The organism is Carboxydocella sporoproducens DSM 16521, from assembly GCF_900167165.1.
GTDB lineage: Bacteria > Bacillota.
In genome coordinates this window covers 23,546-37,777 of sequence record NZ_FUXM01000022.1, presented here as the reverse complement: position 1 = coordinate 37,777, position 14,232 = coordinate 23,546, and the positions used below count along the sequence as shown (strand labels likewise).

The following is a 14,232-nucleotide window of genomic DNA, read 5'->3' as shown; positions in this document are numbered from 1 at the left end:
AGATCTACTGCTGGACTGGGAGCTTCCCTTCGAAGGACAGAAGAAGGAAACCTATTACAATTATCATTGTCAGAAATGTGGGTATAAAGAGGAAGTGCCAGCATTTATCGTAGATGAGATGAAAGCTATGGACAAATTGGATAACCTGGGCTCACCAGGAATGCCAATTTTGGAATGTCCTTATTGTCCTGGAGGCATGGTTTATAAAGGGGAAAAAGAGTAAGCTTTGCGGCTTACTCTTTTAAGTCGCCCGAAGGGCGAATTTGTTCAAGGAGTGGTGAGCCATGCAATTCCGCATAACTCATGTATGGCCACGAATTGAAATAAATGCCATTCCGGCACAGCAACGGCTGGAACAGATACCGGCTAGGATTGAGATTACAACTCAACCTACCAAAACGGAAATGGTAGGGGAGCCTTTTCGGGTGGAAATCAATCAATATCCCTGTTTTGCTGAAACTGGATTGAAGAATGTGTTTGATCTTACGCGAGATGAGGCGGAGCGGGCTAAACAGCTGGTATTAGAGGGCATTGGAAGGCGGGCAGAAGAAGGAGATGAACTGGCCGCTATTGAACATAAGGGTAATCCCCTGGCCGAGCAGGCTGAGGCTGTTGCTAATCCACCGCCGGCAGAGTTCAACATTGCCTTCATTCCTCAGTCACGACCGGAAATCACTGTTAGTGGAGGTAAAAAGCTTTTGATCGAACCGGGAAAGGTGGAAATTAGTTTTCGGCCGGGACAGGTAATCCATGATTATCAACCGGGCAAAGTGGAAATCTACCTGGCCCAGAAACCAGAGTTGCAAATAGAATTTATCGGTAGCGTTGTAGACATACGCAAATAGGGGGAATTGGGATGGAAATTACCACCAAAGCTTTTGGCGTCATTAAAATAAATGAGGAAGATATTCTTAATTTTATTGGCCCTATTCTGGGTTTTGAAGATATCAAACAATATGTGGTGTTGCATGACCAGAACAACCCTGGTCCTTTCTTCTGGCTGCAGGCGGTAAACAGTCCGGAACCGGCCTTTGTGGTAGTAGAACCTGGCACAATTTTAGCAGACTATCATCCTGTTTTCCCGCCGGAAGAACTGGAATTACTGGAAATTGACGACCAGGCAGACTTGCGGATTTTGTTGATTGTCCGGATTCCGGAGAATATCAAGGATATCAGTGTTAATTTAAAGGCCCCTGTGCTCATAAATGCTCGTAAAGGACTGGCCAAACAGGTCGTTCTGGAAGATAAACGATATTCGGTAAGACATTATTTGCTGCCAGCCGCTCAAGGGGGTGAAACCCGTGTTGGTACTGAGTCGGAAAGCAGGTGAGTCCCTGGTTCTGGGGGAAGGGATTGAAGTAAAAGTGGTGGAAATCAAGGGGGATAGAGTGAAACTGGCCATCTCTGCTCCCAGAGAAATTGGGGTCTGGCGGAAGGAGGTTTATGAAGCGATTGTAGTTACCAACCGGGAAGCTCAGGGGGTAAATTTAGAAAGTTTGGCGGAGATGCAAAAAATCTTAAAATAAGTTGTCAATCAGAGTAATCAGGAGATATTTTTTTATAAACAATCTAGAATGCATATATTTTCTGAAATACGATGTAAATAAAAATTATCATCTTACGATAATATTATTGAGCAAATCACCCACCGTCATAGCGGCCGGATGACGGCGGGAAAAATTTCGGCATGGATGCCGAAAAATAATATCAAGGAGGATGAAAAATTATGAGAATTAATCACAACATCGCATCTCTAAACACCTATCGGCAGTTGACTGCTAATACTGCTGCAGCTTCCAACTCGATCGCCAAACTTTCTTCCGGTCTGCGCATTAACAAAGCTGGAGATGATGCTGCTGGTCTTTCCATCTCTGAAAAAATGCGGGGTCAAATTCGGGGTCTGCAACAGGCTTCCCGGAACGCCCAGGATGGTATCTCCCTGATCCAGACTGCTGAAGGTGCTTTGAATGAAACCCATTCTATCCTGCAGCGGATGCGGGAACTGGCTGTACAGGGGGCCAATGATACCAACGTTACAGCAGACCGAAGCGCCATCAAGGATGAATTATTGCAACTGAAGCAGGAAATTGATCGTATTGCAGCTAATACTGAATTTAACACCCAAAAACTGCTCCAGAAGAATGACTCTTATATCTTCCAGGTAGGAGCCAATTCCGGACAAAATATCAAGCTAGTTATTAATGCAATGAATGCATCAGCGTTGGATGCTAATTTAACCCAGGCTAAAATCAGCGGTTTGTCTACTTACGGTAACTTTACTTCCTTTGTAACAGTAGTAAATAACGCCATTACCAAAGTATCTACCGAACGTTCCAAGCTGGGTGCCTATCAGAACCGGCTGGAACACACCATCAACAACCTGGATACCAGTGCTGAGAACCTGACAGCTGCTGAATCCCGGATCCGTGATGTAGATATGGCCAAGGAAATGATGGAATTCACCAAGAACAACATCCTGACTCAGGCTGCTCAGGCAATGCTGGCGCAGGCCAACCAGCAGCCGCAAGGGGTTCTGCAGTTACTCCGGTAATAAGTTTATGATTGATACTAAAATAGGCAGCCTTTACAGGTTGCCTATTTTAGTATTAGTTTTAAGGAGAAATGGAAATGGGAGAAATAATCAAACTAGAAAATAGTCAATTTAAAGAGTTTCAAATCAATATACTGAACAGTAAAAAAGGTCAACCTTATGTAATTGTCAATGGCTTGTTTTTGCACAGCCGCTATGATCCAATTAAAGAGGCTCAACGTTGGGCAGAAGTTCATTACCAAAAAAACCATTTACACATTTTATTCGGTTTTGGTGCAGGGTATTTTGCTCAAGAACTTTTGCGACACCTGGATGAAAATGATTTTTTGCTGATCATAGAACCTGTTGCTGAACTCTTTCTAGAAGCAGCTAAATTTATTGATTTACACCAGTTTTATGCGCATGAGCGCGTACTTATTTTGGTTGGATTTGAACGCATGGAAATTGAACGTCATTTGCGCTTTATAATTAATCTGCAATATGCAGGTCGAGTGGAAGTTTTATGTTCTCCCAATTATGACAAACTTTTGCCTGAGGAAAAAAATCAACTGGAAAAACTGGTTTTGGAAGTAAGCAAACTGGAACTGGTAAATTTGAATACTATCAAGTATTTTGCCCAAACCTGGCAGGATAATTTTTTGTCTAATCTCTATTTTTCCTGGAAATCAATACCTTTTCGGCGTTTGGCAGGAAAACTGGATTGCCCTGTGGTAATTGCTGCGTCAGGGCCATCTTTAAATAAACAGCTCGAATTATTAAAGAAAATTAAAGATCAAGCATTAATTATAGCTGCAGGGTCAACCATTAATCCTCTGTTAAGCGGGGGAGTTAAACCCCATCTGGTAGTAACCATTGATGGCAGCACAGCTAACCTGAAACATTTTGAAGGGATAGAAATTGATGATATTCCGTTATATTATGCTTTGATTGTGCATAAAGAGATTCCGGCAAAACACAGGGGTATAAAAGTGGTTTTTAATAGCGATAACCAGCAACTGGCAGAATGGGCTGACCAGGTTTATGGAGAGCCTCTGGGCTATGTCAGAGGCGGTCCTTCAGTAGCCAATTTTTGTTTTGACCTGGCCAGACAGATTAGTTCGGGGCCGATTTGTTTTATTGGCCAGGACCTGGCCTATACAGGCAATAAATCCCATGCAGAAGGAAACAAATATTTTAAAGAAGTACAGCTGGAACCGGAAAAAGTGGATGGTAAAAAATATTTGCGTACTAAAGGTTTTTATGGAGAAGAAGTTATTACCGATTATCCTTTTCTCAACATGAAGAAACAATTTGAAGACCAGCTGCTGACCATGCGGAAAGTCTACGGGGACCTGCGACCGGTTTATAATGCTACTGAAGGTGGAGTTTACATCGAAGGAATGGAACACATTAGTTTTAGAGAGTTTATCGAACGCTATTGTAACCGGGATGTCCGTGCTCACCTGGCCAGTCTCTATTTGCAAGATATTGAACCGGAACAGGTTAGGGACAGGATTGAGAAAAGTTACAAGGAGGAAATGGTTAAACTAAAACAAGTAGAGCGATTATGTCATAAGGCACTTGACTTATTAAAGGGGGTTTCCCGGCAAACTGAACATGTTAATGCCAAAATTCTGACTAAATTGGATAAAATAGATGAGGAATTGAATAAGTTGTTAAAGAGTAATTTAGTACATTTTGCCATTATGCCGGAAATTTTCCGCATCAATCATCTCTATCTGGAACCAGCCAGGGAAACGGCTGTGGAACGGACTAAGAGAATTCTGGATAAATCAGAGGCTCTTTACCGTTCCATCAATAAGGCTGTTATTTATGTTACTGAGATTATTGAAAAACTAAGAGAGGATAATGCAGATGAATAAAGAAGATTTACTAAATGAAACCATGGCCAGTTTGGCGGAATATCTGCCCAAATTGATTGCAGGTTGTCAAAAAATTGCCGAGCAATTTCATACTGCTGATGAAGCCAGTGCCATGCAATTACTGCCGGCAGCCATTGAAGGATTAGAGTGGGTTATCACTGCTGTAAGTGAATTGCAAAAATTTGGCCTTTTAACAGAGATTGATCCAAGCAAATTAACTATGCATTTTTCGGAACTGGAGTCAGCTCTCGCTAACCGCGATTATATTCTGCTGGGCGATTTGCTGGAATATGAGATTGTACCAGTCCTGGAAGAGTGGTTGGATAATTAATGAGCATTACCTGGGAGAAAATTATAAGCAGAACTGGTTTGCCGACGGTAAAAATCAGAGAGGGAAATAAGGAAATCTATTTACACAGTAAATACGACCCTTTACGTGAAGCCGAGCAGTGGGTTAAAGGCTGGACAGAGATGATGACCGGTCACCCTCAGGCCCTGGTGGTAATCGGGCTGGGGCTGGGTTATCATGTCCATATTCTGGCTGAACAATACCCCGATTTTCCTATAACAGTATGGGAATTTAACCCGCACTTCTATAATTGGATAAAAGAACAACACCTGCTCAGACTGTCCGAGAGAGTTAAAATCTATTGCAGTGAAAATATAGAAGAAATAAAGAATATATTATTACCTTTGCTTCTGGCTCCTGAAAATATGGTTTTTATTCACAATCATTCTCTGGCCCTGATGTCTGAGGCTCTGTCACCAGTTAAAAAAGTCCTGGAAAGTTATCTTTTACAACAGAGAGCTTATAAAAATCAGAAAAAGTTACTTGAAGAAAATTTTGCTCACAATCTTACTTTAAACGATCCTGGTCTTACAGCTTGCAATAAATTCATCAACGGCAGCCCTGTTCTTCTGGTCTCGGCAGGACCGTCTCTAACCAAACAACTCTCGATTTTAAAAGAAATTGCTGCAGAAGGCTCTATTAAAATTGCGACAGTGGGTACAGCCCTGAAGCCCCTGGTTAAGGCAGGTATAATACCGGACCTGGTAATGATTTCTGACCCCAATGAAAAAATTAGTGAACAATTTAATGTAGAAATTAATTTACCACTTCCACCTTTGTTTTATCTTTCAACGGCAAATCATTCTGTAGTGGCCAGTTATCAGGGGCCAAGGTATATTGTCTGGCAAAAAGGGTTTGCACCTGCGGAACTGGAAGCAGAGAAACGCAATCAACCCCTTATTTTAACCGGTGGCTCAGTAGCTACCTGTTTGCTGGATCTACTGGTGAAATTGGGTGCATCCTCTGTTGGCCTGGTTGGACAGGACCTGGCTTATACAGACGGTTACAGTCATGCAGCAGATACGGTGGCGGCACGGCAGATAATCGCGGATCATAGCTTACTCTGGGTAGATGGTTATGATCAGCGGGGCAAGGTACCTACTTCCCTCAATTTGTTTTCTTACCTCAAATGGTTTGAGAATTATGCCCTTATGTTTCCTGGAAAGGAATTACTCTGGAACTGTACGGAAGGCGGAGCATATATTCCTGGTTGGCGGCATGAACCACTGGCGAGTTACTGGCGTTTTGCCTTAAGGAGGCGGCAAGAGGATGGAAGAGATTTATAAAGGAAAACGCATCCTGGTGACCGGGGGAACAGGCACGATTGGCAGTGAACTGGTCAGGCAGCTTTTGCAATTTCAGCCTGAAGTTATTCGCCTTTATAGTCGGGATGAATCGAAACAGTTTGAACTACAACATGAGTTTCGTTCACATACCAATATCCGCTATTTACTGGGGGATATCAGGGACAAGGAAAGACTCAAACGGGCTATGGAAGGGATTGATGTTGTTTTTCATGCGGCGGCTCTGAAACATGTTCCTGCCTGTGAGTATAATCCCTTTGAGGCAGTTAAGACCAATGTCCTTGGTACCCAGAATATTATTGAATGTGCTCTTGATGAAGAAGTGGAACGGGTAATTGCCATCAGTACAGACAAGGTAGCTAATCCTACCAATACCATGGGGGCAACCAAACTATTAGCAGAGAAACTCATGGCTGCTGCCAATTACTATAAAGGAGCCAGGAAAACTGTTTTTGCCTGTGTGCGTTTTGGCAATGTTATGGGGTCCAGGGGGTCAGTCATTCCTTTGTTTATCCAACAGGTTGCCCGGGGTGGACCTTTAACTATAACTGATCCGGAGATGACCAGGTTTATGATGTCCATTCCCGAGGCAGTGGCACTGGTCCTGAAAGCAGGAGAAATCGCTCGGGGCGGGGAGACCTTTATTCTGAAAATGCCAGCTTTAAGGCTGGGAGATCTGGCGGAAGTGATAATCGAAGAGGTTGCGCCAAAACATAATTATACAGCCAGGGATATCAGAATCGAGGTTATTGGTTTGCGAGCTGGAGAAAAACCCCATGAAGAATTGATGACAGCTGATGAGGCTACACGGGCAGTGGAACTACCCGGTATGTTTGTTATTTACCCCAGTATCGATCCGGCCAGTTATAATACCGAAGGTCAGTATCAGGCCTATCGTTCCGATGCCGGACCCTTGCTGACTAAAACAGAGATTAAAGAAATGTTATATCGATTAGGTTTACTGTACAAACGGGCGACTGACTGAGAGTCAGGAGGAAATGCGCATGATTGTATTAAAGGATAGGCAAATTGGGCCCGAACAGCCAGTTTTTATCATTGCTGAAGCAGGGGTTAATCACAATGGAGACCTGCAATTAGCGAAAAAAATGATAGATGTGGCAGCTGCAGCAGGGGCTGATGCTATCAAATTTCAAACTTTTAAAGCAGAGAAACTGGTGACCAGAAATGCGCCAAAAGCAGATTACCAGAAGAAATCTACTGAAACCGGGGAATCCCAGTTTGCTATGTTAAAAAAACTTGAGTTAAGTGAACAGGACCATTATGAGCTGTTTGCCTACTGTCAGGCTAAGGGAATCCGTTTCATGTCTACACCTTTTGATGAAGAGAGTTTGTTATTTCTACATTCGTTAGGGGTGGAGTTGTTTAAGATCAGTTCCGGAGATTTGAATAACCAGCCTTTTTTGCATAAAATCAACTCCCTTGGCAAACCCGTTATTTTATCTACGGGGATGGCTAATTTATCAGAAATAACCGAAGCGGTTCAAATACTTTCCAACTGCCCTCTTGTTTTATTGCATTGCACAACTGCTTATCCAACTCCTGTAGAAATAGTAAATTTGCGAGCGATCAACTTACTACAAGAAAAGTTTGGGCCGATGGTAGGATATTCCGACCATACACTGGGGACGGAAGTAGCAGTAGCTGCAGTTGCCCTGGGAGCGATCGTTATCGAAAAGCATTTTACTCTGGACAAAAACCTGCCGGGCCCAGACCAGCAGGCTTCCCTCAATCCCGAGGAATTAACTTTAATGGTACGGCAAATCAGAAATGTAGAAAAAGCACTGGGCAACAAAAGGAAGGAATGTACAGAAATAGAGACGGCCAATAAACTTGTAGCACGAAAGAGTATCGTTTCCAGTCAGTTTATTCCCAGCGGGGTGACTATTCGAGAAGATATGATTGCTATTAAGAGACCGGGTACTGGGATTGAACCAGGGTTATATAGCAAGGTCATTGGCAGAAAGGCAAAAGTGGATATTGCACCCGATCAGCCATTGACCTGGGATATGCTCGAATGATTTTGAGGTGAATTATGAGGAAAATTGCTGTAATTACCGGCACCAGAGCCGATTATGGTATTTATAAACCGATTTTGACAGCTATCAGCCAGCACCAGGAATTAAGTTTGCAGTTAATAGTAACAGGTATGCATTTGCACACCCGTTTTGGGCGGACTATTGAACAAATCAGGCAAGATGGTTTTGCCATAGCAGCGGAAGTACCCATTCTCTCTGAAACGGACGGTCCAGACGAGATGGCAAAGGCTATTGGTCGGGCGATTCTGGGGTTGACAGAAGCAATAGGTCAGCTTGAACCTGATTTGGGACTGGTACTGGGGGACAGGGGGGAAATGCTGGCTGCAGCCATTGTTTTTTCTCACCTGGGTATTCCTGTTGTCCACTTACATGGTGGAGAAGTTTCAGGAACGATCGATGAGTCGGTCCGTCATGCAATTACCAAACTGGCCCATATTCACTTTCCTGCCACTGAAAGCAGCAGAGAAAGACTGATTAAAATGGGGGAAAAACCGGAAAATATCTATGTCGTCGGAGCGGCCGGGTTGGATTATATTATCAATAAACAATATACCGCCAGAGAAATTCTCGTACAAAAATATCGGATCGATGAGAAAAGGCCTTTGCTACTGGTTTTACAGCATCCGGTCAACTGGGAATATACTGAGGCAGGCTGGCAAATGGAACAGACAATGCGGGCGCTGGAACGGCTACAGTTGCCAACTATTCTCATCCATCCCAATTCCGATGCCGGGCACCTGCGGATGCTGGAAATAATTAGGCAATACCAAAATAGGGCCTGGCTGCAAACCTTTCCCAGCATCCCTTCTGCCGATTTTCTGGGTTTAATGCAGATTGCTGCTGTGTTGATAGGAAATTCCAGCAGTGGAATTATTGAGGCCCCCAGCTGCGGTTTACCGGTTATAAATATTGGATCTCGTCAAGCTGGTAGAGAGAGAGCAACGAATGTGATTGATGTCGATTATAATGAGGAAATGATTTATGCTGCTATTATAAAAGCACTTAAAGATGGGCGTCGAACTTATGATAATCCATATGGAGATGGTAAAACCGGTCCAAGAGTTGCAGATTTACTGGCCAGGATTGAGATAAATCGGGATTTATTAAATAAACAGATAGCCTATTAATGGTGGGGGTTAAAATGGCTAAGTTGATTATTGTAGGAGCTGGTGGGCATGGGCGGGTGGTGCTGGATATAGTTTTAGCACAATCCCAGTGGGAGGATATTGTTTTTGTAGACCAGAATCCGCAATTGTTCGGGCAAAAAATAAAAAATATACCTGTCATAGGTAATATCGAAAAATTGCCGGGATTAAAGGAGGCTGGCTATACAGACTGTATAATTGCTATCGGAGACAATCAGGCGCGGGCGCAAATGGCTGAACAAGCAAAAAAAGCTGGACTGAAATTCATCAATGCCATTCACCCATCAGCCCTGATTAGTGTTACTGTCAGAATGGGGGTCAATAATGTAATTGCAGCTGGCAGTATTGTTAACACCGATGTGCAAATTGGTTCCAATGTAATAATCAACACTGGAGCCATAGTTGAACATGATAATATAATTGAAGATAATGTACATATTTCGCCCGGTGCTAGATTGGCTGGTAAAGTCCAGGTTGGCCGGGGTGCCCATGTTGGTATTGGTGCTACCGTTATTCAAAACATAAAAATTGGGGCAGAGGCGGTGATAGGAGCTGGTGCTGTGGTGATTTCCGATGTTCTGCCCAGATCTACGGTAGTGGGGGTTCCGGCCAGACAGCTTGAGAAACGGAGGTAAACTAGATGAAGATACCGCTTTCAGCTCCGGATATAACGGAGAGGGAAATAGACATGGTTGTGGAGGTTTTACGCTCAGGGCAATTAGCTTTAGGGCCCAGGATGATTGAATTTGAAACCCGGATGGCAGAATATACAGGCGTAAAACACGCCATCGCTGTTAACAGTGGTACTAGTGGCTTGCATTTGGCAGTTAGAGCATTGGGGATCCAGGAAGGGGATGAGGTAATTACTACCCCTTTTAGTTTTGTTGCCAGTGCCAACTGCCTGTTATTTGAGCGCGCTCGCCCTGTGTTTGTGGATATTGAACCTGAGACATATAATCTGGACCCAAACAAGATTGAAGCTGCCATAACTGAAAAAACCAGGGCTATTTTACCGGTCCATGTTTTTGGACAGTGTTGTGAAATGGATAGAATCCGAGAGATCGCTGCCAAATACAATCTCACGATTATTGAGGATGCCTGTGAGGCAATAGGAGCCGAATATAAAGGCAGAAAAGCAGGAAGCTTTGGGGAAGCAGCGGTATTTGCTTTCTATCCCAACAAACAGATGACCACCGGTGAGGGTGGGATTATCGTAACAGACAGGGATGATATTGCCGAACTTTGCCGTTCTATGCGCAATCAGGGCCGGGGTAAAGAGGGACGCTGGCTGATACATGAACGATTGGGCTATAATTACAGAATGGATGAGATGAGCTGTGCCCTGGGTTTAGCTCAGTTGAGCCGGATTGAGGAGATTATGGCCAAGAGGGAAAAAGTAGCACAGGAATATAATATGCGATTAAAAGAGCTGGATGAAATCAAGATACCTGAAGTAAAACCGGAAAATAAAATAAGCTGGTTTGTTTATGTGATTACATTAGCGGAAAATATTAACCGGGAGTTATTTATGCATGAATTGCAAGCTGAAGGGGTTGCCTGCCGGGCTTATTTTGAACCCATACATTTACAACCTTTTTATTGTGAGACATTTGGATACCGCAAAGGGGATTTTCCTGTATGTGAAAAAATAGCCAGCAAAACTGTAGCCCTACCTTTTCATAATAATTTATCTGAAACTGAAATCGATTATGTAGTCAATGTTATAAAAAAAGCCATTAGAACAGCTAAAAAATAATGAGAATAAGAGTTATTTAAGCCAGATGGCATTTGTTTTTTTTGGGTTGTTTACGATAATAAATTTAAGGATAATTGTGCGGAGGGATTATCATGAAGATTGATAATCGGGTGCTGGTTAATAATGTTAATAATATTGAGCCAGCCAGGATTAATAAAGAAGCGAAGTTGCCGGAAGAAAGTCAACAGCAGACTGATATGAAGATTGAAAACCAGGAGCAAATGTTGCAACTGGTTATAGAAAAGGCAAATAAAGTTTTGGAAGGATCAGAAAGACATTTTGAATATGAAGTACACAAACCGACTAATCAAGTGGTCATTTCGGTGATTGATGATAAAACAAAAGAAGTTATCCGGGAGATTCCACCCAAAAAATTACTGGACATCATCGCAAAACTCTGGGAGCTAGCCGGAATTATTGTAGACAAAAAGGCCTGATTTGAAAGTGGGTGAATACCATGAGTGGTAACTTGCGGATTGGAGGTCTGGCTACAGGCCTGGATACAGATCAAATCATCAAAGATTTAATGAAAGCAGAACGAATACCAGTCGATAAATTAAAACAGCAGAAACAGATTATCGAATGGAAAAAAGAAGATTATCGCAGTTTGAATTCGGCACTGGCTGCATTACGTAATGAAGTTTTTAACCTGAAACTGGAAGGGACTTTTCGGGCCAAAAAAGCTACATCTGCAGATGAAAAGGTCGTTCAAGCCTATGCCAGTTCAGCAGCAGTTGTAGGTAATTATAAAGTGACTGTGCATAGTTTGGCCCAGGGAGCAAGCAAATCATCAACAGCGGCAATGGGGGTTGCGGCTAATCCCAGTCAGAGTCTGACAGCGGTTAATTTAACTTTTCGATTAAATGGTAAAGATATTACAATTAATGCCGGTGATAATATTAATCAAGTTGTGAGCAAAATTAATGCTGCGGGAGCAGGGGTTAATGCTTCTTATGACACTACAACAGACAGACTTTATTTGGTAACTACTGCTATTGGAGCGACAGCACAAATCGATTTTTCCGGTACAGTAGCAGGCAGTGACGGTGCCAATTTTTTAACCAATACTTTAAAACTCAATGTATCCCTTGATGCTGCAAATAATGATACAACGAAAGTCATAGGGAAAAATGCGATAATTGATTTTAATGATGCAACCAATTTAACCTTTGGCAGCAATCAGGTTACAATCGCTGGTATAACCTTAGATTTAAAAAGCGAATCTGCTACACCGGTTAATATTAGTGTTAATGCTGATGTGGATTCGGTAGTAGCCAAAATAAAAAGTTTTGTTGACAAATACAATGAAACTATTGAGCTTTTTAACAAAAAGTTTTCGGAAGAGCGTTATAAGGATTACCTGCCTTTGACTGACGAACAGCGGCAACAGCTCTCCGAAACTATGCAACAAAAATGGGAAGAAAAAGCCCGAAGCGGCTTGCTGAAAGGAGATAGTTTAATAAGTTCTGCGCTGGGTGGGATGAGGAGTGTGTTAAGCAGTATTATCCAGGGCCTACCCAGTAGTTTCAACCAGTTATCCCAGATTGGTATTACTACTGGCTTATATCAGGAAAATGGCAAACTTTATTTGAACGAGTCGAAATTAAGAGAAAAACTGAATACCAACCCTGATGATGTGATGAACATTTTCCGTAAGGATAGTACAGTAATAGCGGAAAAAGGGATAGCCATACGTTTATATGATGAGATCAGCAACCAAATTAACAAATTTTCAGCTAAAGCGGGGTCAATTTACACATATAGTTTGGTTGATAATAGCACCCTTGGAAAAGAACTTAAAGAAATTAATAACAGAATTAGCGCAGCAGAAGATCGTTTAAAAGAAAAAGAAGACCGCTACTATCGACAATTTGCAGCTTTAGAGCGGGCTATTAACATGATGAACGCACAAAGCAGCTGGTTAGCTTCCCAGTTTGGTGGCGGAAAATAGAAAGCGGGGGATTAAGTAATGACAGTAACCAATCCGTATCAACAATATCTTGATAACCAAATAAACACGGCAACCCCGGAAAAACTCCTTTTAATGCTTCTGGATGGTGGGATCAGGTTCTGTCAAAAAGCTGTTCAGGCAATAGAGCAGAAGGATATCAGTGAAGCTCATACCAACCTGGTAAAGGCCCAAAATATAGTCCTGGAACTACTGGCAACCCTGGACAGGAGTTATCCCATTGCGGAAAATTTAGCAGCTCTTTACGATTATATGAATCGTCGTTTAATTGAAGCCAATATTAAAAAAGATGCAACTATCATTAATGAGGTTATTGGTTTTTTCAAAGAACTGAAAGAGGCTTTTGCCCAGGCTGCCCTGATTGCAAAAAACAACAATAACAGCATGGTCCGAGGTGGCCTGAATGTGGCAAAATGAGATAGAACGGGTGCTGATCCGTCTCCTCGATTTAACAGAAGAGATCATCACTCTATTGTTGAATAAAGAAATAGATAAACTGGAAGGCTTATTGACGGAGCGCGGAGATTTATTGCAATGGCTAGGAAATGTCCAAGAAAATAATATTTCTGCTTACAGCGATCTCATGACCACAATCAGAGAGAAAGATCAGGCGATGCTGGAGCTGGCTTTAAAGACAAAAGAGGAACTGGCCAGTCAGATAAAATTTCAGCAACAGGCCCGAAAAGCTGTCTGGACTTATGAAGCGGATAATAATTTCATTCCCGATGCCATTTTCTTTGACCGCAAAAAATAATTCCTCTTTCCTCTTGCACTTTCATCAATTACCAGCTATAATAAGACTATACCTTTGCTTGAGTAATAGCCATATTACCTGGGCGAAGGGAATAATACCTATTCAGGAAAGAGGGATTTCTACATGTACCAAGACAAGACTCTCGTGTGTAAAGACTGTGGGCAGGAATTCGTTTTCACCGCTGGTGAACAACAATTCTATGCCGAAAAGGGTTTCGAAAACGAACCCCAGCGCTGCCGTTCCTGCCGGAACGCTCGCAAAAACAACCGGACCGAAAGACCTCAGCGGGAAACCTATGCTGCTGTTTGCGCTGAGTGCGGTGCCGAAACTCAAGTTCCCTTCATGCCCAGAGAAGATCGTCCTGTCTATTGCCGTGACTGCTACTCTGCCAAGCGGGCTGCTCTGTAAGTAGCGCCTGTGCTGTTACAATAAACGGGATAACAAGGGAAGAACGACCCGGAGTTTTAGCTCCGGGTTTTTTCTTT

At 42.7% G+C, this 14,232-nt stretch carries 18 protein-coding genes; all 18 read left to right on the top strand.

The features are described 5' to 3' along the window. Window positions 1-223, top strand: a 223-nt coding sequence (locus B5D20_RS13900; protein ID WP_159444462.1) for a hypothetical protein, incomplete at its 5' end; no start/stop codon positions are given. A gap of 61 nt (window positions 224-284) precedes the next feature. Continuing rightward, a complete protein-coding gene (locus B5D20_RS08855; RefSeq protein ID WP_078665878.1) occupies window positions 285-845 on the top strand; it encodes a DUF6470 family protein in 561 nt (186 codons plus the stop codon). Window positions 846-856: 11 nt separating this feature from the next. Continuing rightward, entirely contained in the window at window positions 857-1,330 is a 474-nt protein-coding gene (fliW, locus tag B5D20_RS08850; protein ID WP_078665877.1) for a flagellar assembly protein FliW, read from the top strand. Next, window positions 1,302-1,526, top strand: a complete 225-nt coding sequence (csrA, locus tag B5D20_RS08845; RefSeq protein ID WP_078665876.1) for a carbon storage regulator CsrA — start codon at window positions 1,302-1,304, stop codon at window positions 1,524-1,526. The genes fliW and csrA overlap by 29 nt, the downstream gene beginning before the upstream one ends. 200 nt (window positions 1,527-1,726) lie before the next feature. Further along, window positions 1,727-2,551, top strand: a complete 825-nt coding sequence (gene hag / locus B5D20_RS08840) for a flagellin Hag (protein WP_078665875.1) — start codon at window positions 1,727-1,729, stop codon at window positions 2,549-2,551. Window positions 2,552-2,628: 77 nt separating this feature from the next. Beyond that, complete coding sequence (locus B5D20_RS08835; protein ID WP_159071974.1) at window positions 2,629-4,413, top strand: motility associated factor glycosyltransferase family protein; 1,785 nt, start codon at window positions 2,629-2,631, stop codon at window positions 4,411-4,413. Next, window positions 4,406-4,744 carry a DUF8042 domain-containing protein gene (locus B5D20_RS08830; RefSeq protein WP_078665873.1) on the top strand — a complete coding sequence of 113 codons (339 nt, stop codon included), beginning with the start codon at window positions 4,406-4,408 and terminating at the stop codon, window positions 4,742-4,744. Before B5D20_RS08835 ends, B5D20_RS08830 begins: the two co-directional genes overlap by 8 nt. After that, complete coding sequence (locus B5D20_RS08825; RefSeq protein ID WP_078665872.1) at window positions 4,744-6,048, top strand: motility associated factor glycosyltransferase family protein; 1,305 nt, start codon at window positions 4,744-4,746, stop codon at window positions 6,046-6,048. Before B5D20_RS08830 ends, B5D20_RS08825 begins: the two co-directional genes overlap by 1 nt. Beyond that, complete coding sequence (locus B5D20_RS08820; RefSeq protein ID WP_174183003.1) at window positions 6,032-7,051, top strand: UDP-N-acetylglucosamine 4,6-dehydratase family protein; 1,020 nt, start codon at window positions 6,032-6,034, stop codon at window positions 7,049-7,051. Before B5D20_RS08825 ends, B5D20_RS08820 begins: the two co-directional genes overlap by 17 nt. Window positions 7,052-7,070: 19 nt before the next feature. Beyond that, a complete protein-coding gene (gene neuB / locus B5D20_RS08815; RefSeq protein ID WP_174183002.1) occupies window positions 7,071-8,105 on the top strand; it encodes an N-acetylneuraminate synthase in 1,035 nt (344 codons plus the stop codon). A gap of 14 nt (window positions 8,106-8,119) precedes the next feature. Next, entirely contained in the window at window positions 8,120-9,250 is a 1,131-nt protein-coding gene (gene neuC, locus B5D20_RS08810) for a UDP-N-acetylglucosamine 2-epimerase (protein ID WP_242946635.1), read from the top strand. Window positions 9,251-9,264: 14 nt separating this feature from the next. Then, a complete protein-coding gene (locus B5D20_RS08805) occupies window positions 9,265-9,903 on the top strand; it encodes an acetyltransferase (protein ID WP_159071973.1) in 639 nt (212 codons plus the stop codon). 5 nt (window positions 9,904-9,908) lie between these two features. Continuing rightward, window positions 9,909-11,024, top strand: coding sequence for a DegT/DnrJ/EryC1/StrS family aminotransferase (locus B5D20_RS08800; RefSeq protein WP_078665868.1), 1,116 nt, complete (start codon window positions 9,909-9,911; stop codon window positions 11,022-11,024). A gap of 92 nt (window positions 11,025-11,116) precedes the next feature. Beyond that, window positions 11,117-11,461 (top strand): flagellar protein FlaG, encoded by a 345-nt coding sequence (locus tag B5D20_RS08795; protein WP_078665867.1) that lies wholly within the window; start codon window positions 11,117-11,119, stop codon window positions 11,459-11,461. A 20-nt stretch (window positions 11,462-11,481) separates the two neighbouring features. Further along, entirely contained in the window at window positions 11,482-12,975 is a 1,494-nt protein-coding gene (gene fliD / locus B5D20_RS08790; protein WP_078665866.1) for a flagellar filament capping protein FliD, read from the top strand. A gap of 18 nt (window positions 12,976-12,993) precedes the next feature. Then, on the top strand, window positions 12,994-13,410 hold the full coding sequence (gene fliS / locus B5D20_RS08785) for a flagellar export chaperone FliS (protein WP_078665865.1): 417 nt from the start codon (window positions 12,994-12,996) through the stop codon (window positions 13,408-13,410). Beyond that, window positions 13,397-13,747 (top strand): flagellar protein FliT, encoded by a 351-nt coding sequence (gene fliT / locus B5D20_RS08780; RefSeq protein ID WP_078665864.1) that lies wholly within the window; start codon window positions 13,397-13,399, stop codon window positions 13,745-13,747. Before fliS ends, fliT begins: the two co-directional genes overlap by 14 nt. A 123-nt stretch (window positions 13,748-13,870) precedes the next feature. Beyond that, window positions 13,871-14,155, top strand: coding sequence for a zinc-ribbon domain containing protein (locus B5D20_RS08775; protein WP_078665863.1), 285 nt, complete (start codon window positions 13,871-13,873; stop codon window positions 14,153-14,155). Window positions 14,156-14,232 lie beyond the last annotated feature (77 nt).

Coding starts and splice junctions, on each gene's coding strand:
- B5D20_RS08855 (WP_078665878.1), top strand. CDS start 285: ATGCAATTCCGCATAACTCATGTATGGCCACGAATTGAAATAAATGCC.
- fliW (WP_078665877.1), top strand. CDS start 857: ATGGAAATTACCACCAAAGCTTTTGGCGTCATTAAAATAAATGAGGAA.
- hag (WP_078665875.1), top strand. CDS start 1,727: ATGAGAATTAATCACAACATCGCATCTCTAAACACCTATCGGCAGTTG.
- B5D20_RS08835 (WP_159071974.1), top strand. CDS start 2,629: ATGGGAGAAATAATCAAACTAGAAAATAGTCAATTTAAAGAGTTTCAA.
- B5D20_RS08830 (WP_078665873.1), top strand. CDS start 4,406: ATGAATAAAGAAGATTTACTAAATGAAACCATGGCCAGTTTGGCGGAA.
- B5D20_RS08825 (WP_078665872.1), top strand. CDS start 4,744: ATGAGCATTACCTGGGAGAAAATTATAAGCAGAACTGGTTTGCCGACG.
- B5D20_RS08820 (WP_174183003.1), top strand. CDS start 6,032: ATGGAAGAGATTTATAAAGGAAAACGCATCCTGGTGACCGGGGGAACA.
- neuB (WP_174183002.1), top strand. CDS start 7,071: ATGATTGTATTAAAGGATAGGCAAATTGGGCCCGAACAGCCAGTTTTT.
- neuC (WP_242946635.1), top strand. CDS start 8,120: ATGAGGAAAATTGCTGTAATTACCGGCACCAGAGCCGATTATGGTATT.
- B5D20_RS08805 (WP_159071973.1), top strand. CDS start 9,265: ATGGCTAAGTTGATTATTGTAGGAGCTGGTGGGCATGGGCGGGTGGTG.
- B5D20_RS08800 (WP_078665868.1), top strand. CDS start 9,909: ATGAAGATACCGCTTTCAGCTCCGGATATAACGGAGAGGGAAATAGAC.
- B5D20_RS08795 (WP_078665867.1), top strand. CDS start 11,117: ATGAAGATTGATAATCGGGTGCTGGTTAATAATGTTAATAATATTGAG.
- fliD (WP_078665866.1), top strand. CDS start 11,482: ATGAGTGGTAACTTGCGGATTGGAGGTCTGGCTACAGGCCTGGATACA.
- fliS (WP_078665865.1), top strand. CDS start 12,994: ATGACAGTAACCAATCCGTATCAACAATATCTTGATAACCAAATAAAC.
- fliT (WP_078665864.1), top strand. CDS start 13,397: ATGTGGCAAAATGAGATAGAACGGGTGCTGATCCGTCTCCTCGATTTA.
- B5D20_RS08775 (WP_078665863.1), top strand. CDS start 13,871: ATGTACCAAGACAAGACTCTCGTGTGTAAAGACTGTGGGCAGGAATTC.